This is a genomic window from Massilia sp. MP_M2, from assembly GCF_039123635.1.
Classification (GTDB): Bacteria; Pseudomonadota; Gammaproteobacteria; order Burkholderiales; family Burkholderiaceae_D; genus Telluria.
In genome coordinates this window covers 290,948-307,947 of the sequence record NZ_JBCHJF010000004.1, presented here as the reverse complement: position 1 = coordinate 307,947, position 17,000 = coordinate 290,948, and the positions used below count along the sequence as shown (strand labels likewise).

General features: G+C 61.9%; 15 protein-coding genes. 3 read left to right on the top strand and 12 right to left on the bottom strand.

The genetic code is table 11. The annotated features are described in order from the left end of the window. Positions 1–21 precede the first annotated feature (21 nt). From RCH14_RS11675 to hda, 5 genes are all read right to left on the bottom strand, one after another. On the bottom strand, positions 22–555 hold the full coding sequence (locus tag RCH14_RS11675) for an NUDIX domain-containing protein (RefSeq protein ID WP_343026279.1): 534 nt from the start codon (positions 553–555) through the stop codon (positions 22–24). Between the two features lie 79 nt (positions 556–634). Next, positions 635–1,108 (bottom strand): 2-amino-4-hydroxy-6-hydroxymethyldihydropteridine diphosphokinase, encoded by a 474-nt coding sequence (gene folK, locus RCH14_RS11670; RefSeq protein ID WP_343026278.1) that lies wholly within the window; start codon positions 1,106–1,108, stop codon positions 635–637. Next, on the bottom strand, positions 1,105–2,568 hold the full coding sequence (gene pcnB / locus RCH14_RS11665; protein ID WP_343026277.1) for a polynucleotide adenylyltransferase PcnB: 1,464 nt from the start codon (positions 2,566–2,568) through the stop codon (positions 1,105–1,107). The genes folK and pcnB overlap by 4 nt, the downstream gene beginning before the upstream one ends. Next, entirely contained in the window at positions 2,561–3,235 is a 675-nt protein-coding gene (locus RCH14_RS11660; protein WP_343026276.1) for an HAD family phosphatase, read from the bottom strand. The genes pcnB and RCH14_RS11660 overlap by 8 nt, the downstream gene beginning before the upstream one ends. Beyond that, on the bottom strand, positions 3,232–3,915 hold the full coding sequence (gene hda, locus RCH14_RS11655; protein WP_343026275.1) for a DnaA regulatory inactivator Hda: 684 nt from the start codon (positions 3,913–3,915) through the stop codon (positions 3,232–3,234). The genes RCH14_RS11660 and hda overlap by 4 nt, the downstream gene beginning before the upstream one ends. 190 nt (positions 3,916–4,105) lie before the next feature. Between hda and purM the strand changes: the two genes are divergently transcribed. Beyond that, complete coding sequence (gene purM / locus RCH14_RS11650; RefSeq protein WP_332532772.1) at positions 4,106–5,149, top strand: phosphoribosylformylglycinamidine cyclo-ligase; 1,044 nt, start codon at positions 4,106–4,108, stop codon at positions 5,147–5,149. 27 nt (positions 5,150–5,176) lie between these two features. Continuing rightward, positions 5,177–5,767, top strand: coding sequence for an adenylyl-sulfate kinase (cysC, locus tag RCH14_RS11645; protein ID WP_343026274.1), 591 nt, complete (start codon positions 5,177–5,179; stop codon positions 5,765–5,767). 37 nt (positions 5,768–5,804) lie between these two features. On the opposite strand, the gene RCH14_RS11640 is transcribed toward cysC, so the two are convergent. The 7 genes from RCH14_RS11640 to tssE all read right to left on the bottom strand — a co-directional run bounded on the left by RCH14_RS11640 (position 5,805) and on the right by tssE (position 15,462). Further along, on the bottom strand, positions 5,805–6,083 hold the full coding sequence (locus RCH14_RS11640) for a PAAR domain-containing protein (RefSeq protein WP_343026273.1): 279 nt from the start codon (positions 6,081–6,083) through the stop codon (positions 5,805–5,807). A gap of 25 nt (positions 6,084–6,108) precedes the next feature. Further along, complete coding sequence (locus RCH14_RS11635; RefSeq protein WP_343026272.1) at positions 6,109–7,038, bottom strand: DUF6396 domain-containing protein; 930 nt, start codon at positions 7,036–7,038, stop codon at positions 6,109–6,111. Positions 7,039–7,138: 100 nt separating this feature from the next. Beyond that, a complete protein-coding gene (locus RCH14_RS11630) occupies positions 7,139–9,082 on the bottom strand; it encodes a phospholipase D-like domain-containing protein (RefSeq protein ID WP_343026271.1) in 1,944 nt (647 codons plus the stop codon). 45 nt (positions 9,083–9,127) lie between these two features. Further along, positions 9,128–11,935 (bottom strand): type VI secretion system tip protein TssI/VgrG, encoded by a 2,808-nt coding sequence (locus tag RCH14_RS11625; RefSeq protein WP_343026270.1) that lies wholly within the window; start codon positions 11,933–11,935, stop codon positions 9,128–9,130. A gap of 112 nt (positions 11,936–12,047) precedes the next feature. Continuing rightward, a complete protein-coding gene (gene tssG / locus RCH14_RS11620) occupies positions 12,048–13,118 on the bottom strand; it encodes a type VI secretion system baseplate subunit TssG (RefSeq protein WP_343026269.1) in 1,071 nt (356 codons plus the stop codon). Further along, on the bottom strand, positions 13,118–14,959 hold the full coding sequence (gene tssF, locus RCH14_RS11615; RefSeq protein ID WP_343026268.1) for a type VI secretion system baseplate subunit TssF: 1,842 nt from the start codon (positions 14,957–14,959) through the stop codon (positions 13,118–13,120). Before tssF ends, tssG begins: the two co-directional genes overlap by 1 nt. A 20-nt stretch (positions 14,960–14,979) precedes the next feature. After that, the gene (tssE, locus tag RCH14_RS11610) at positions 14,980–15,462 is read right to left on the bottom strand and encodes a type VI secretion system baseplate subunit TssE (protein WP_343026267.1); all 483 of its coding nucleotides are present in this window, start codon (positions 15,460–15,462) and stop codon (positions 14,980–14,982) included. A 51-nt stretch (positions 15,463–15,513) separates the two neighbouring features. Between tssE and tssK the strand changes: the two genes are divergently transcribed. After that, the gene (gene tssK, locus RCH14_RS11605) at positions 15,514–16,989 is read left to right on the top strand and encodes a type VI secretion system baseplate subunit TssK (protein WP_343026266.1); all 1,476 of its coding nucleotides are present in this window, start codon (positions 15,514–15,516) and stop codon (positions 16,987–16,989) included. The last annotated feature ends 11 nt before the right edge of the window (positions 16,990–17,000 follow it).

The window sequence follows — 17,000 nt, the reverse complement described above, 5'->3', positions numbered from 1 at the left end:
GGTCGGGCGCCGACATCGGCGTCAGGCCGGGGCAGCGCCTGCCGCCATCATGGCCAGCGCGTACCTGAGCATCCACGTCTCACGCGCAATCGACAGCCCCATGTGCGCCGGCTTGGTACCCAGTATCCGCTCGTTGTGTTCGATGGCGGCATCGATATCGATCCAGCGCGGCACCATGCCGTTGGCCACCTCGTACGCTTCGGGTGAGGTCGCGCCTAACCCTCCGTCAACGTGGCAGCGATAGAAGTGCGAGCGCATGAATAGCACGTCGTAGCCACTTTTCAGCGGTGGGCGATACTCGTCCAGATAGCCGACATAACGTTCGACAGTAACGTTGGCGGCGCCCGTTTCCTCCAGCAGTTCGCGGCGCAGGCCGTCGATCGGATCTTCGCCCGCATCCAGTCCGCCGCCAGGAAAGCTGTAGTCATCGTAACGGCGGGTATACAGCAGCAGAATGTCACGGTCGCGCAGGATGATGGCGCGCACGGCCTGCCGTTCGAAGATGGCGCCTTCGAGCGAGACGCCAGGATGGGTCAGTGTATGCAGCAGCGTCACAAAAGCTCCTGGTATTTCATGAAAGTGGGCGCCGTGGTGGCAAGGCCGCAACCGGCACGCCGTGACTGGCGCACGGGTATCAGGCGAGTCTGGTGATCGTCTGGCCAGCCACCAGCTGCGCGAAGTCGCGCGCAGCGCCGTGGCCCGGGATCACGATGTCCGGTGCGATTTCCAGCAGCGGCGCGATCACGAATGCGCGTTCGTGCATGCGCGGATGCGGCACGGTCAAGGTGTCGGTGGCGATCGTCTCGTCGCCGTACAGCAGCAGGTCAAGGTCGAGCGTGCGCGGGGCATTGTGGTACGGGCGCTCGCGGCCATGTGCCTGTTCGATCGCTTGCAGCGCCGCCAGCAGCTCGTGCGCGCCAAGCGACGTATCCAGGCAGGCCACGGCATTGATGTAATCGTTGCCGTTTGAATCGATCGGGGCGGTGCGGTACATGCTGGACGTGTGCAGCAGCATGCCGCCGTCCATGCGCGCCAGGCGCGCGAGCGCATCGAGCACGTTGGCACGTGCGTCGCCCAGGTTCGCACCGATGCCGATGTAGGCGATCATTTGCCGCGCATGGCCCGGTACTTGGCTTCTTCGTGCGCCGCATAGGCAGCGTCGCGGGCCCGGTCTTCGGCGGTCAGGCCATCGTCAGGGTCCGGCGCGCGCATGGTGTCGCCCGCATCGCCTTCGCCGCCGGCCTTGCGCGGCGCGCGCCGTGGACGGCGTTTCTTGGCCGGGCCGCCTTCGCGCTCGCGCGACACCGCCACTTCGACCAGGCGCTCGCGGTCACCACCTTCGGCGGCATAGAAATCGGTCCACCAGTCGCCGATTTCCATGTCGAGTTCACCCGATTCGCAGCGCAGCAGCAGGAAGTCGTAGCCGGCGCGGAAGCGCGGGTGTTCAAGGAGCTTGTACGGCGCGCGGCCGGCGCGGCGCTCGAAGCGCGGCTGCATGGCCCAGATATCGCGCATGTCGGTGGCGATGCGGCGCTGCAGCGCCAGGTTGTCGGTCTGCGTTTCGAGCACGTCGTCGGCCGCCAGGTGCAGGGCAGGGATTGGCGACTCGCCGGCGGTAACATACGCCGTCCACTTTTCGAGCACCTGGTGCCACAGCAGCGAGGCAAACAGGAAGCCCGGCGAGACGCCCTTGCCGGCCTTGATGCGGTTGTCGGTGGAGTCGAGCGCCAGCGTGACGAACTTCATGCCAATCGGCTGCTCGAGGACGACGTCCAGCAGCGGCAGCAGGCCGTGATGCAGACCGGCCGAGCGCAGTTGCTGCAGGCACGCCAGCGCGTGGCCGGACATGAGCAGCTTGAGCATCTCGTCGAACACGCGCGCGGCCGGCACGTTGTCGATCAGCGGGGCCATGACGGGGATCGGCGCCAGCGTCGCCTGCTCGATCGAGAAGCCCAGCTTGGCCGCGAAGCGCACCACGCGCAGCATGCGCACCGGGTCTTCGCGGTAGCGTTCTTCGGGCACGCCGATGATGCGCAGCAGCTTGTTGCGGATGTCTTCCATGCCGCCGTGGTAATCGAGCACCTGCTGGCTGGCCGGATCGTAGTACAGGGCGTTGATGGTGAAGTCGCGGCGCGCCGCGTCTTCGTGCTGCGGGCCGAAGCTGTTGTCGCGCAGGACGCGGCCATGTTCGTCCTTCGGCGCGTTGTCGCTGCCGTTGCCGCGGAAGGTGGTCACCTCAAGCAGGTCCTGGCCGAACATCACGTGCACGATCTGGAAGCGACGGCCGATGATAAAGGCGCGCCGGAACAGTTTTTTCACCTGTTCGGGCGTGGCGTCGGTGGCGATGTCGAAGTCCTTGGGTTTGACGCCCAGCAGCATGTCACGCACGGCGCCGCCGACGACAAAGGCTTTGAACCCGGCCTCCTGCAGTGCCTGCGTCACGCGGATCGCGTTGGACGACACGCTGCGCGGGTCGATCCCGTGTTCGTCGGGGCCGAGGATGACCGGCTCGGTCGGGTCGCGCTGGTCTTTCACACCCAGGATTTTACGGATGAAGGTTTTAATCATTGAATAGTTGGATGGTTGGCCAGCCCTGTTCGCGCGCGTGGCTTGCGAGCGCCTTGCCGGGATTGGTGGCGACCGGATGGGACACGATCGACAGCAGCGGGATGTCGTTGTGCGAATCGCTGTAGAAGTAGCTGCGCCCGAAGCTGTCGAACGGTTGCCCCAGGCGTTCGAGCCAGGCGTGCATGTGAACGACCTTGCCGGGGCCAGATGTCGGCGTGCCGGCCAGGCGCCCGGTGAGCATGCCGGCCGCGTCGAATTCGGGCATCGCGGCGATGTGGTGCTCGACGCCGAAGGCCGCCGCAATCGGCGCCGTGATGAAGTGGTTGGTGGCGGTGATGATCGCCACCAGGTCGCCGGCTTCCTGGTGATCGCGCACGAGCTGGATGGCCTGCGGCGTGATGGCCGGCTCGATCACTTCGCGCAGATAGCGCGCATACAGCGCGTCGAGTTCCGGGCGCGGGAACGCGGCCAGGGTGCCGAGGGCGAATTCGAGGTACTCGACCGGATCGAGGACACCGGCGTTGTACTGGGCGAAGAAGGCATCGTTGCGGGCCCGGTAGGCATCGCCATCGACTGCGCCGACCCGCGCCAGAAATTCGCCCCATTCGTGATCGGAGTCGATCGGCAGCAGCGTGTGGTCGAGGTCAAACAGGGCGAGGTTTTTCATTCTTTGGATTCGAGCGGCAGGTTTTCTTGCAACAGCAGGTCGCGCAGCAGCGGCAGCGTGACCGGGCGCTGGGTTTCAAGCGAATACTGGTCAAGCGCATCGAGCATCGTCGACAGGGAACGCATGTCGCGTTTGAAATGAGACAACAAATAGGGTAACACGCTGGCCGACAGCGTCAAACCGCGCGCCTCGGCGGCATGCGTCAGCGCTTCGATCTTCTGATCGTCGGACAGGCCGTGGATCTGGTACACCAGGCCCCAGCCCATGCGCGTGCGCAGATCTTCGCGCACCTGCAGCACCGCCGGCGGCACGGGGCCGGTGCAGACCATGTAGGCGCCGTGCTCGCGGATCTGGTTGAACAGGGCAAAGGCATCGATCTGGCGCCGGGCACTGAGGCGATGGCAGTCGTCGAGCAGATACAGCGTGGTGCCGGTGGCATGCACGAACTGGCTGGCCGGCGCATCGAACGGGATGTAGCGCGCGCCCGGGCTGGCGGCCAGGCCCTGCAGCAGGTGAGTCTTGCCGGCGCCGGTGTCGCCCCACAGATAGGCGAAATGCTCGCGCGAGCTGCGCTCGGCGAACAGGTGCATCAGGTGCGTCAGTTCGGCATTGGCCCCGACCTGGAAGGTGTCGAGGCTCTGGGCCGGTTCGGCGCCTAAATCGAGCACCAGCTGTTTCATCGCGGGGGCCGATTCATGCCGGAAGATGGAGGAATGGGCATGCCAGTAAGGATAAGTTTTCGTTGTGATGTACGTTAAACGGCGGCGATCGGCCCATAAAAGGAATACAGGGGAAGCCGTTTTGCTAAAATAGTGGATTGACCAGTTTCGCCGGTCGCCTCCTATTTTACCGCCTCCGCTGCCAAATACCATGAACCAACCATCTAATGTTTCTCTCTCCTACCGCGATGCGGGTGTTGATATCGATGCCGGCGACGCGCTGGTCGAAGCGATCAAGCCACTTGCCAAGCGCACCATGCGTGAGGGCGTACTGGGCGGCATCGGCGGCTTCGGCGGCCTGTTCGAGATCAGCAAGAAGTTCAAGGAGCCGGTCCTGGTCTCGGGCACCGACGGCGTGGGCACCAAGCTGCGCCTCGCGTTCGAGCTGAACCGCCACGACACGGTCGGCATCGACCTGGTGGCCATGAGCGTCAACGACATCCTGGTCCAGGGCGCCGAGCCGCTGTTCTTCCTCGACTACTTTGCCTGCGGCAAGCTGGACGTGGCCACCGCCACCGCCGTGGTCAAAGGCATTGCCCTGGGTTGCGAACAGTCGGGCTGCGCCCTGCTGGGCGGCGAAACCGCCGAAATGCCGGGCATGTACCCGGACGGCGAATACGACCTGGCCGGCTTCGCTGTTGGCGCCGTCGAAAAATCGCAGATCATCGATGGCAGCAAGATCGTTCCGGGCGACGTGGTACTGGGCCTGGCCTCGTCGGGCATCCACTCGAACGGTTACTCGCTGGTGCGCAAGATCATCGAAGTGGCCAAGCCGGACCTCGACGGCGACTTCCACGGGCGCAAGCTGGCCGACGTGCTGATGGCGCCAACCCGCCTGTACGTCAAGCCGCTGCTGGCGCTGATGGCGTCGATGGAAGTCAAGGGCCTGGTGCACATCACCGGCGGCGGCCTGGTCGAGAACATCCCGCGCGTGCTGCAGGATCACCTGACGGCCGTGCTGGATGCTTCGTCGTGGACGATGCCGCCGCTGTTCCAGTGGCTGCAGCAGCACGGCGGCGTGGCTGACGCTGAAATGCACCGCGTGTTCAACTGCGGCATCGGCATGACCGTGATCGTCTCGAAAGAGAACGCCGACGCGGCTTTTGCCCAGCTCGAAGCGGCCGGCGAGACCGTCTACCGCATCGGCGAAATCCGCGCCCGCGCCGACGGCGAAGCGCAAACCATCGTCGTCTAAAGCGCGATGATGCCCCTGGCGCCGTCCATGTCCGTTCGCGATGAGGAACGGCGCCAGCGGGCCGGCCACGGCGGCGCCGTGGTCTGGATCACCGGCCTGTCCGGCGCCGGCAAGACCACGCTGGCCGACGCACTCGAACGCACGTTGTTCGACCTGGGCTGCCAGGTATTCGTGCTCGATGGCGACAAGGTCCGCAGCGGCCTGTGCGCCGATCTCGGTTTTTCTCTTCCTGAACGTGCCGAAAACATTCGCCGCATCGGCGAAGTGGCGCACCTGTTTTGCCAGGCCGGCCAGATCGTGATCGTCTCGGCCATTTCGCCGATGCGCGCCGACCGCGCCCGCGTGCGCGCGCTGGTGCCGGCGCCGCAGTTCATCGAGGTGTATTGCCACTGCCCGCTGGCAGTGTGCGAAGCGCGCGATCCGAAAGGGTTGTACCGGCGGGCACGGGCAGGGCAGCTGGCGGAATTTACGGGGATTTCATCGCCGTATGAGGCGCCAGAGGCGGCTGAGGTGATTGTTGATAGTGCTGCGGCTTCGGTTGATGATGGGGTGGGTAAGGTGTTGGCCAGGCTGCGGCAGCACGGGATGATCAATGCCTCAAACACCGACGGCCCGTAATCCCGTTGCAGGCATTTCAAACATCGATGCAGGATCGCTAACCGACGCTGGCGGGCTGGCTGCCGATCAGCTTGCATCCGCATTCTGTTGTGCACCCTTCGACAGCAACAGGTACGCCGTTAATCGTGACGGTATTACAGGCGGTAATGATTTTGTTGACGCCGTGTGGTTTTCCTCCAGGGTAGAACTGTGGACAGTCGACTTTATCTCCAAGCCTTGCGACCGCGCGGCCATGAATATTCTGGTTGGGCGCGCCGCTGATGACGGTTCCGCCGTGATCGGTCTTGTCGCCAACGGTGATGATTTTCAGGGACACGTCGTTCTCCTTGAAGTCGTTGATGTCAGTAGGTCGGGGGGCCGTCCGGCTCCGGCTCGATCGCGTCATTGATGCTCTGCCATGCGGGCAGTTCGGCAGGGGGCAATGGCAGTACCTGATCCAATCGGGAAAGTTTCAGATTTGGGTTGAGGTCGAGCGCGTCGGCGAGCTGGTCGTACCGATACTCGCGTTCCGGATCGGGCAGGATTTGCAACTCTTTAAAGGCAGCCTGATCCTGTTTGTCGCGTAGGTCCCATTCCCTGATGTCAAAGATCATCCGCAGTGATACTGCGGAATTCTTGCTACCGAATCTTGTTCCCGCCTGGTGGTACCTCACCGCAGCAGCGAAATCTTTTAGGATTTCCGCCCTGATTCCAAGTTTGTAGGCAGCGGGGCCGTGGCCCTGTTTATAAGAGCACATCACCATCGCGGCATCGGCATCGCGACGCCCAGCTTTCAAATAAGCTCCTGCCAAGGCCATTTGTGCTTCCGGACTGCCAAGCTCTGCCGCTTTTAGGTAATACGCCCACGCGATATTTTTATCGTATGCGGCTCCCCCGTAGCCATGCTCGTGAGCGACACCGAGATCGTAGTAGCCCCAAGCTTGGCCTGCAGCGACAGCAGTGCGCACGATCTCGACGACTTTGTCACCGTCGGGCTCAAGTACGTGATTGGACTTGAGAGGGCCGAGGCCGGACCGGTAGAAGTAGGCCATTAATGCGCGAGCACCCCAGTCCCCCAGGTTGGCGGCAGTCTGTACGTCGCTTAGAATGGAAATTGCTTCTTGGCGCGTTAGCTGCCATTCGATCTTGCTGCGCCACAGATTGCGGGCATTGATATAGAGCCGATAGGCGTTAGCGTCACGGGTCTTCGGCATCGTGTCCTTCCAGCGGCCGCAGGCCGGGATCGGGTTGTTGACATCGAACGTCCGCAAGCCAGTAGGAATGGTATGCATCTTCACGTACTCCAAATGTCTTTGCAGGAAATAGGCCCCTGTCAAAATGGCGACGAATGCGGTGGCAATATAAATAGATTGACGAAGTAGTATTCGCATATCAGATCACTGGCCAGCCGGGTTGTCGGTTAACGTGAAAAGTAGCGATCTGGCCAGATAGCGGTGAGCAATTCGCCATCGCTTCAGTGTTTTTACTCATCAAGTCCAGCCATTTTCCAAACGTTTTATTCATATCTCCGAACTGCGCCGGCCCTTCATCATTCGTGCACTGTTTGAACAATTTCCTGCGTAAGTCGAAAGCAACATCCATAGCCTGACTGAGCAGGTTCAATTCGCTGTCCAATGCCATGCTGCGCACGTTCAGATTGGCTGACCCGACCGTGAAGGCCGCGTCATCGACGATCGCCACCTTTGCGTGGATATAAGTTTCCTCAAAATCAGATGCGGATGTTGGCTTGGCAGCGCCACTCCACATCGACGCCATGAGTGCCTTGATTCCTCGCTTTTCCAGCGCTTCGGGCGTAATCGGCATCTTGGCCTTGCCTCGTTCAGCCTGCGCGACCGTCTCCGCATGCTCCACCTTCATCTTCTCACTGCTCCCAAGCCGCAAGGCGATGTCGTAGGTCGCCAGATCCATGCCATCCGACTCTGGCGTCGAGGTCACGATGAACACGTAGATCGGCTTGAGATAGCCGGCGTTACGTAGCTTGTCGGCGCACTCGGTCAGATGGGTGGCCCAGTCTTCATATTGGACGTACTGGTTCTGGATAAAAAGGTAGTGCTCGGTGAGCCGATTCAGATTTGCATAGCATTCCTTGATCGCTTTTTCTTTCGTGGCCGGATAGGTGCGCAGGAGCTGCGCACTGTGGCGAGCGCCGCGCACAATGAATTCGGCTGCCTTGATGTGCTTCCTGCTCTGCGCCGGATCGGGCAGGCGCGGCGCTGCGGTGACGATCGCCCCGACAATGGCCTGTGTCGCGTTGACTGCAAGGCCAATTGGGGTCAGGCCCAAGGCCGTGCTGAAGGTCGATTTCACCGACCCGGTTTCGGCCCAGCCAGTGCAGAAATTGTGATTCAGGTCGTAGAGGACGGGACCGCACACGCGCAGCGATACATCCTGGTAGGGTTTGGCGACAAAGGCGTGCTTTTCCGCGAATTCAGCCATGCGCCCGGCCCGCCTGCGTCCCGGTTGAAAAGGGGTGGCGGAATAAGCCATTTGTTCGTAACGATCGTGGGCTTCATCGATCGTGGCCGCATACTGGCTGATCGCTTCAGCCGGATTTTTATCGAAGAGTATTTCACGGTTCGGGTCGTGGAAGCGATGCTCGATCGTGTCCCAAAAGTCGGTCGTCGAGTTATGACCCATCACGTAACCAACGGCCCGCGCCGGCGTTTCGTAGTCGATCAGCAGCGACTTCTGGTGGTGTGTCGGATAGGCGGATCCGAGCACGCCCTTGGCGCTACTTTTGTAGTTTTCTCCTTCGAGCGCAGGGCCGCGACACTTCAACGCAACTTCACGCCCCTGAAGCACAATATTCGCCACCTTGCCCCCGATGATGTCCTTGAACCATTCGCAGTTATAGCGTTCGTGCAGTTCGTCGAAAAAACCGGCATAGCCTTTGATAGTTGGGATACGGCCCCCGTAGTAGCCGGGGTTGTTCTTGGCCATTAAGTGCGAGGCGACGTCGTCGTTCCATAAAAGAAGACGAACCATGACCGGGTTGTCCTTGCGCGTCGCAATCCGCTTGAGCAGGTCTCCGTAGCGGAGGCCGGTTTCGCCTGCGCCAGTGCGAACCAGCACCATGCCCGGATCAAATCCCCAGGTGATGATATCTACGCTGTGCTGTGCTGCCAGAAGGTCGGTCTGTATGCTGCGAAATACCTCTTCGCCACAGACGAGCGCCTCGATGCAGCATGCGTGGCGAGGCGGGTACACGGCGTGTTTGCCGGTCCGTATCCACCAGGGTTTAGACAGGCATTGGTACGGCCCCATTGTCTTGTTGTAGCTGAGCTTCTGCGCGTACAGTCCGGCATTCTCGTCCATTCCCATTGGGATCCTCTTTGGATAGGGCTGCTATGAAAGACCGCATCAAGGCTTCTCGCCTGTCAAGGGACTGGCATCGATGCGATCCTGTTCTGGAGACACGACGTCTTCGGGCAGAAGTCCGCCGGGATTCTCGTAGCCGTGGTATCCCACGCCCGCATTGATTTCGTGCTGTTCGGCGTGATCACCGGGAGCGATGTCAAAGGACGGGCCAGTTGGAAGCTCGACCTTGTAGTTCGCCACGGCATCGAGTTCGTGTGCGAACCCGATATTTCCCTTGGCATCGAACTGTCCCTGCTCGACCAATGCGCCGTTCTTGAACAGCTTGAAGGGCAGCCCGGCACTGATGCGCCCGGCGGTCTCGGCATGGCTACCGATGTTCAGAGTGCCGCTCCCATTGCGCAAGACGTCGGCCACCGGCGGCATATTGACCGCCATCGCCATGTTCTTTGCGCTGAGCAGACTGTGATTCGCAGCGTGCGCGACGAATGTCCCATTGGTGCCATGCTCAATGCCGCCAGCAGTGAATTTGACGTAGCTGCCGCCGCCATTGATGACGACTTCTTCCTTGGCGGTGATCGTGATCCGGTTGGCCGTCTGCGTGATGTCCAGTTTTGCCAGAAGCTTGATGTTGTCTGTCAGCGCCTGCAGATCGATGTCGCCAGCGGCAGCGACCATTTTCATGCCGGCCTTCTGGACAAACAGGCGGAAGCTTTTGCGGATGCTGGCAAAGAAGTGCGTACCGGCAGCCAAGGACAGACTTTTTCCGGATGTGAAGGCGGTATGGCGGTCACTGGCGATGTGCGTGTCGCCGGCTGTCGTCGTGGCGATGCCAGCGGGGCTCGCCAGAACCAGATGCGGTTTACCCAGTTCCGGGAAGCTGCCAGCCTTTGATCCGGCCCCCTGCACCGCATCGGTTTGCGCTTGCAGGAGTGCCGCGATGTCGTTCTGATTGTCGACAGGCTCCTGGGTACCGTTCTTTTGCGCGATCTCCGCCAGCAGCTGATGCTGTTCAGTAGCGAACATTAATCGGCGCGCTGTTTCATCCATATCCTTGATCGCCCCACGCGCCGCCTGCCTCGCCTCAGTCGTGATCAACAGCCCCTTGGCTGCCCGCGCGACGCCATGCCCGTCCGTACGCAGTTCCCAGCCTTCCCCTCGCGCATCCTTGCGCCCGGCGTTATCCTCAATCCGTGTGATATGCCCAAGCGACAGCTGACTGCACTGGTGATCGCTTTTCAGCTGTGCCTGAATCATTTCCTTCGTGTCATCCAGCACCAGGTGATTGCCGCGTGCACCGCCGCCGAGCTCGCGGCTACGCAAGCCTGCCAGGGCCGATTGCGCCGGCAGCGCCCATGGCGGCATGTGTGTGCCGTTGTACAGCGCGCCCAGGATCAGCGGATGGTCGATATTCCCGTTGGGATAGACAACAGCCACTTCTTCGCCAACGCGCGGCAAGCGGACGTGGCCAAACGCCTTTCCCGCAGCCGGGCTCAGTACCCGGATCCATGGCGAGCTGTTCTCGTCGTGCTTACCCAAGCGGTCCCAGTGGCATTGCAGCTTGACCCGGCCGAAGCCATCGGTGTGGATCTCGGCGCCAGCCGGACCGACGACCGTCGCCGTGTGCAAGCCCATGTAGGCGCCTGGCTCGCTGTTGAAGTCGCGACCCGGCCGCCAGCGGATGTCCCTGTTGATGCAGGTGAACCGGTTCTCGTAGTGCGACGGGGCACCCGCGCCGGCCTGGTAGTTGTTGGTCGCTTCGTGCTCGACAGACAGGATCAGGTAGCTGCGGTCGCCAATACCGCGGCGCGGTTCCGGGTCGTAGTCCATCGAGCGCGGCTGTGCGCTGAAATGCCCGCCGAGTTTGAAGGTGCGCCCAGGCTGGACACTGCGCGCATTGCTGGTGGCATCGAACGTTTGTGTGTTCTTGTCCTGCTCCACCATGCGCTGCGTTGCGAGCCGTTCGCCATCGCTGCGCATGCGAAAGCCGTAGGCGCCGCTGTCTTCGTACACTTCGTAGGCGACTATGTCGCCTTGCCGGTTGGCGGAATAACCGGTGGCGCGCTGGGCGCCGGGATTCTTGTAGTCGACGCTGGCCAGCGTGGTCGTGCCAGAGCCAAGGCGCCGGCTGGCACTCCACAGGTGAATGCCGTCATCTTCGAGCGAGCCGCTCTTGTCGTGAAACGCGATGACGTCCACGTCGTCGTAGCTGGTGGCGTCGATCGGCTCGTTATGGAAGCTCTTGTCGGAGAGCAGGAGCTTATGACCGTCAAAGCGGTGTTCGTACCAGTAATGCATGCCCCTCGCTTCCCAACGGCGGTGCAGGTGGTTGTAGTCGGTCTCGTTGTATTGATTGGCGACAGTCAGTGGTGGATCTTCTTCGAAAACGTGCATGTGCCAGTCGGCCTGGCGGTAATGCTTGAGCGTTGCTTCGGTGATTTGCTGCACGCTCTTGCCATGGAACGACACGTTGTCCTTGCGCAGTCGCGCGAAGGCAAGCCAGGGCTCGAGCACCATCCGGTAAAAGGCAAAGCCGCCATCGGCGCGCAAGAACGACAGCTGCGTGATGTACCCGTTGAAGTAACGCAGCGAGCCGTCCTGGCGTACCAGCGAAATCGTGACCAGCCGGCCCATCAGCATCTTGAGCGGAATGCGCGGGTCGTCCGACAGGACCTCGACCTCGAACCGGAATCCGCGTGAGACTTCCTCGCGGGCAACCAGCTTGTTTGGCAGCAAAATCGCGGGCGGACCATCCTCGAAAGGAAAGTCCAGTCGCATCAGCCGGTTGTGCTGCGAGTTGCCGCGAAATGCCGACAGTGCGGCGCCGGCTGCGATGGTCTGGCTCTCGCCCATTGCGTTGCTCCCGATGGCCGCTGCACGGCCGCAATTGACATGTTCGACTTGGTCAGCGACCACGTTAGCCCGCCGTCACGCAGCCTAAATTGATTGGCATCAACGCCGTTTTTTAAGCCACGTCACCGTGTTCCTGTGTGTATCTTTTGCACGTCATCGGAGCGTGCAGCATCAACCGGACGTCGGGACGATCCGTGATGCCTGGCGTTGCGGTAAGAAACGTATTCCATCCAAGCTGACGCGACGGCGTCCTTGTGCTCAGCGTGAGCTGCTTGATGGCAGGGGGAGCAAGCAGTAACCGTAGTTTGTAGTGCAAGGTCGGCACCGCAAACATCCTTGTCATTTCCCGCAGTGCTGCCAGCGCCGTGCCGCCGGGAAGAAAATCGCGCGCTTGCGCCTCGTCCAGTGGCCCGACATGCAGACGCGCGCAGATGTCATGCCGCCACAGGCGCGTGCCCAGCGCCGTACTGGTGCCAAGCACGGGCTTGGTGACGCCCAGTGTGCTGCGCCGGTTTTCGGGAATGGGATCCCAGCAGCCGACGAATTGTTCGAGTCTGACCGGCACGTTGAAGTAGCTGCTCAACACCTGTTCAACAGTGCCGGCTGCCACCGGGCGGGTGCGAAGCAGCCCGGCGAAACAGGCTGCAGTGTCCGGTCTGACTTGCCTGACTGGTTGCCTGGCGCTTGCAGCCCGTGGCGAGCACGTGCCTGCCAAGGCAGTCATCATCGGCAGCAACCGGTCCCCGTCGCCAATCGACAAATCGTGCTCGACCCGGTACTTGACCGATGCCTCATAGAACAGGCCGATCAACCGGGTCGACATGACATCGAGCAGTTCGCGCTGACTGGCATCGTCCCCAAGCGACTTGCGCGCTGCGATCCGTTCGGTATCGTGCACCGGCAGGGTGCCACTGGCGCCGAGCAGGCCGATGAATGCAGGCGTGATCCGGATGCGGCGCAGTGTTCCCGAACGTAGCGCGCCAAGTGGATCCTGTGTTGCCGGCTCGACGTCAATCGCTTCGACTTCGCTGGCAGGAAACGACAGCGACAGGCTGTTGCGAAACGAGAGCACGGTGTGCAAGGCGCGTTCGCGGCCGATGCCCTGGCGCTGCAGCGCGCGCAGCAGGATGTTGACGAGCTGGGTAAAGCTGAACCGGTATGGTTCAGCCAGGAGTCGGGCCATTACAGCAGGCTCATGCTTCCGCTTCGTGGGGCGCATCGGATCAGCTCCTTTCCGCTTTGATGCGAGAGGGCGACGAGTTCGACGAAGCTGTTCAGCTGAACGTACAGCGCAAAGAACTGGTGCAGAACCTGGACGAACAGATGCAGGCCGGCGCCGGCATACGCTTCTTCGTCGAGCGTGACGCGCACTTCAAGGCCGTGTACCAGCGATGTGCCGTTCTTGTGCCTGATCCAGGCCGTGGTGTCCTGCTGGTCGAGCGCGATGATGCCGCGGATTTGCCGGCGCGAGACGGACGACGAGGCCAGGTCGTACAGGGACAGCATTTCGCGCAAGCCGTGCACGCCGTCGTCCATCAGGGAGTGATGGTTCAGCGCCAGGTGCGAGATCAGGCGCCAGTGCATGCCTGCGTCATTCGTCAAGCGCGCAGGGCGGGTCGGCCTGCGCACCATGCGGATCGCTGCGTTGCGTGTTGCGCCGGGAATGAACAGGTCGCCTTCAGGGGCGCCGATGGCCAGTGAGCAGGGCAGATCGCGGTTCGTGCAGCTCAGTTCAACCGACAGGATATTTCTTTCGATCTCGAACGGGTCGCAATCGGCGCCGACGAGCGTAATCGATTTTTCATGGCCCGGACTGCACAAGGCAAGCGTCTCGTCGTGACGCAGGAACCAGTAGCGCCCTTTCTCGCTGGCGTATTGTGCGCCGTGCCGAAGCGCATAGAACGGCTGGAATGCCGTGATCGACGTGTCGTTGCCGTTCTGGCGCACCAGGTGCACCGCATCGACCGAATACACCTCATATGCCTGCGGAAAATTGGCGTGCGCCAGAAGGGTATAGTCGGCCGCGCGCTGGTCGTACGTGATCGGCACGCCGGGCTGCTGGAACAGATTGACGACAGGCGTGCAACCTTGCACCAGATGCTGTGTCGACAGGCTGGCGAGCATGCGCGCCTTGTCGGCGTCGGGCCGGATGCCGGCAAGGCCCAGGCGTAACGTGGCACTGGCGCTGCCGGCAGGTATACGTGCCAGCAGCAAGGGAATATCGATGTCGAAAAAATTGAACTTCTCGGGAAAGGCGAAATATTCGGCAAGAATGCGGTAAGCCCCATGCGAGCGGGCATCGAACGGGATCAGGGCATCGTCAGGGGCAAAGCCAGCCGGTGTGATCGGGATGCAAGGTAACCGTTCCCACGGGCCGTCCTCGTCAAGCTGCACGTACGCTGCCACCGTGTGCATGAAGAGGGCATCGCGCAGCGTGGCGCAGAACGAGGCATCGCCATCGGCATACACGCGCAGCACGGTCGCCGCATCCGGCGCCGGCAGCGGGCCCCATCCGGATGCGCCGAATGTCAGCGTCAGCGACGATGTGACGTCGTCCGGCAGGCGCGTTGCGACCGGCGTCTGGATGATGGTCTCGAAGCTTGCGGCGCGCAGTGCGACAGGCGACGGCTTGATGTCGTGGATGGTCTTGAAGCGGCATGCCACGCCGTGGACTGGCTTCGATTCCAGCAACGTCCCGCGCGGCATGGCGGGGATCGCGTCCGGGCGATCGGGTGTGCTGGAAACGCGCGCGATTGCGCACGAGGGAAACGGGCGCAGATAGTGGGGATAGAGCAGGTTGAGCAGGGCTTCAGTAAATTCGGGATACGAGTCGTCGAGCCGCTTCGACACGCGCGCGTTGAGCAGGGCCGTGCTCTGGATCAGGCGTTCGACATGCGGATCGTCGCAGGTATCGCCACCCATTTGCAGCCTGGCGGCAACCTTGGGATAGCGTTGGGCATATTCCCTGCACAGCGACCTGAGAATGACGAGTTCGCGCTCGTACTTTGTCAACAATTCATCCATGGGATCAGCGCTTGCGCCCTCTAGTTGGCACCTTCGATCGAATACTGCTGGAGCGAGGGGCGAAATACCGCATTGAACGACATCGCCTCGCGCACCGACGCATGTTTCAGCTGCGCAGTAATCACGAATTCCACGCGGTTGATGGTGCCCCTGGCGCCCTTGGCGCCCCGGAGTGACACGAGGACCTTGTGCAGCCGGGGCTCATGGCGCTGGATGGCCAGCTGGACGGCCCTGCAGATTTCCTGCTGGTCCGTATCGCTGTTCATGCACATGCCGGCGAAGTCGATCAGGCCATAGTTCAGGATGGAGCCCGATACCGCCGGGAGTGGGCTGAACGATGCCTGGTGCACGCCGCAGCGGGTATTGAGCAACGCCTGCAGGTCACGCGTGATGCTGCGCAGTGCATGCTCGACAGCGCGCACACGGGCGTCGCGCCGGTTACCGGATGGCGTTTCGGTGGTGTCGTCCAGGCGGTCGAACAGACCGGAAGTAAAGCCGCGCATCGCGTTCCTTTCAGCAAGGGTGACAACACCCACGGCAGCCATTGTCGGATCGTGAATCTCGGCAATGTTGTGCCGTCACAAGGGAATGCACTGGCTGATCGATACGATGCCTGGCTGCGCGAAATCAATATCGCGCTTCAGACGCAACGCCATCCTTCCGAGAATGTGTCCAGCGAAACTTCAACGGGAGGAACCATGAGCGCAACATCGAAGGTCCTGTGGTCGGAAGGTTTGACGCTGGGGCCGCAGCACTTTCAGCGTCAGGATCTCTATCACGAAACCCGCCTCCAGCGCATCGCTTCGGCCCTCCATCCGTACTGTTGGGGGGTGTGCAAGGTGACGTGGAATGTGGACGGATTGGGACACAACCGCCTGAGCGCGAACACGATGTCGCTCATCTATTCCGATGGAGACATCGTCGAGGCGCCCGGCGCTGACCTGCTGCCCGAGCCGGTCGATCTCACGCGCCTGCCGCCAGAGGACGAATCATTCACGTTTTACGCAGCCCTTGCCCTGGTCAAGCCGCATGGGGGCAATGCCGACGACAACAGCCGCTATGTACGCTGCGACCTGGATACCACTGACCTGTTCAGTGACGCGCTGGCGATCGAGGTGCCGTTCCTTAAAAAGCAGGTGCGGCTGTTGCTGCAGGCCGAGCCGCATGGGGCGCGTGCCAGCATCCCCGTGGTGCGGGTGCGGCGGGTAGCGGAAGGGGGCTTCGAGCTGGTGCCGGAGTTCATCCCGCCGAGCGTCACGGTGAGCGCAGCGCCAGGCCTGGTGCGCATGCTCGATGGCTTGATCAGTGTGATCACGACGAAGATCGAATCGCTTCAGCGCACGCACCGCATGACGAACAACAGCATGTACGAAGCCGGTGCGGGCGATATCTCGTCGTGGTGGATGCTCAACATCCTGAGCACGGCCAATGCGTTGCTGATGCACTGCGCCAGGTCGCCCGGGTTTCATCCCGAGGTGATGTTCCGGCAAATGCTTGCCGCTGCGGGCGGACTGATGACGTTTTCCGATCGCTACAAAACGGCCGACCTGCCCGCCTACCGCCACGAAGCGATGGGCGAGGCATTCGCCGAACTCGACGCGTTGCTGCGCGATCTGGTCGATACGGCGATCGGTACCAACTATGTCATCATTCCATTTGTGGCCGACAAGAGCCGGCGCACGTTCTCGCAGGCGATCCTGGATCCGGCCAAGGTCACGAAACAAAGCCAGCTTTATCTGGCGATTACTGCCGATATGGCTGGCCTTGATCTGGTGGCGACGGTGCCCATCCGGCTCAAGGTCGCTGCGCCCGAGAATATGGAAAGCATCGTCGGGTCAGCATTGCCAGGCGTACCGATCGCACACATGGCGCAAGTGCCCGCGGCGATCCCGGTGCGGCCCAACACCTACTATTTTTCGCTGTCCACCAAACATCCCTTGTACGAGAAGGCACTCGAGGCAGGCGTGCTGGCGGTGTATGCGCCGGACGGGATCCCGGGACTGAAAATCGATCTGGTCGTGGTGCTCTAGTGAACGACCGC

What these genes read in the sequence shown, in the direction of transcription:
- tssF (WP_343026268.1), bottom strand. Translation starts at nt 14,959, where the DNA reads ATGGATGAATTGTTGACAAAGTACGAGCGCGAACTCGTCATTCTCAGG.
- RCH14_RS11625 (WP_343026270.1), bottom strand. Translation starts at nt 11,935, where the DNA reads ATGGGCGAGAGCCAGACCATCGCAGCCGGCGCCGCACTGTCGGCATTT.
- hda (WP_343026275.1), bottom strand. Translation starts at nt 3,915, where the DNA reads ATGAAACAGCTGGTGCTCGATTTAGGCGCCGAACCGGCCCAGAGCCTC.
- purM (WP_332532772.1), top strand. Translation starts at nt 4,106, where the DNA reads ATGAACCAACCATCTAATGTTTCTCTCTCCTACCGCGATGCGGGTGTT.
- folK (WP_343026278.1), bottom strand. Translation starts at nt 1,108, where the DNA reads ATGATCGCCTACATCGGCATCGGTGCGAACCTGGGCGACGCACGTGCC.
- pcnB (WP_343026277.1), bottom strand. Translation starts at nt 2,568, where the DNA reads ATGATTAAAACCTTCATCCGTAAAATCCTGGGTGTGAAAGACCAGCGC.
- RCH14_RS11630 (WP_343026271.1), bottom strand. Translation starts at nt 9,082, where the DNA reads ATGGACGAGAATGCCGGACTGTACGCGCAGAAGCTCAGCTACAACAAG.
- tssE (WP_343026267.1), bottom strand. Translation starts at nt 15,462, where the DNA reads ATGCGCGGCTTTACTTCCGGTCTGTTCGACCGCCTGGACGACACCACC.
- tssG (WP_343026269.1), bottom strand. Translation starts at nt 13,118, where the DNA reads ATGGCCCGACTCCTGGCTGAACCATACCGGTTCAGCTTTACCCAGCTC.
- cysC (WP_343026274.1), top strand. Translation starts at nt 5,177, where the DNA reads ATGTCCGTTCGCGATGAGGAACGGCGCCAGCGGGCCGGCCACGGCGGC.
- RCH14_RS11635 (WP_343026272.1), bottom strand. Translation starts at nt 7,038, where the DNA reads ATGCATACCATTCCTACTGGCTTGCGGACGTTCGATGTCAACAACCCG.
- RCH14_RS11660 (WP_343026276.1), bottom strand. Translation starts at nt 3,235, where the DNA reads ATGAAAAACCTCGCCCTGTTTGACCTCGACCACACGCTGCTGCCGATC.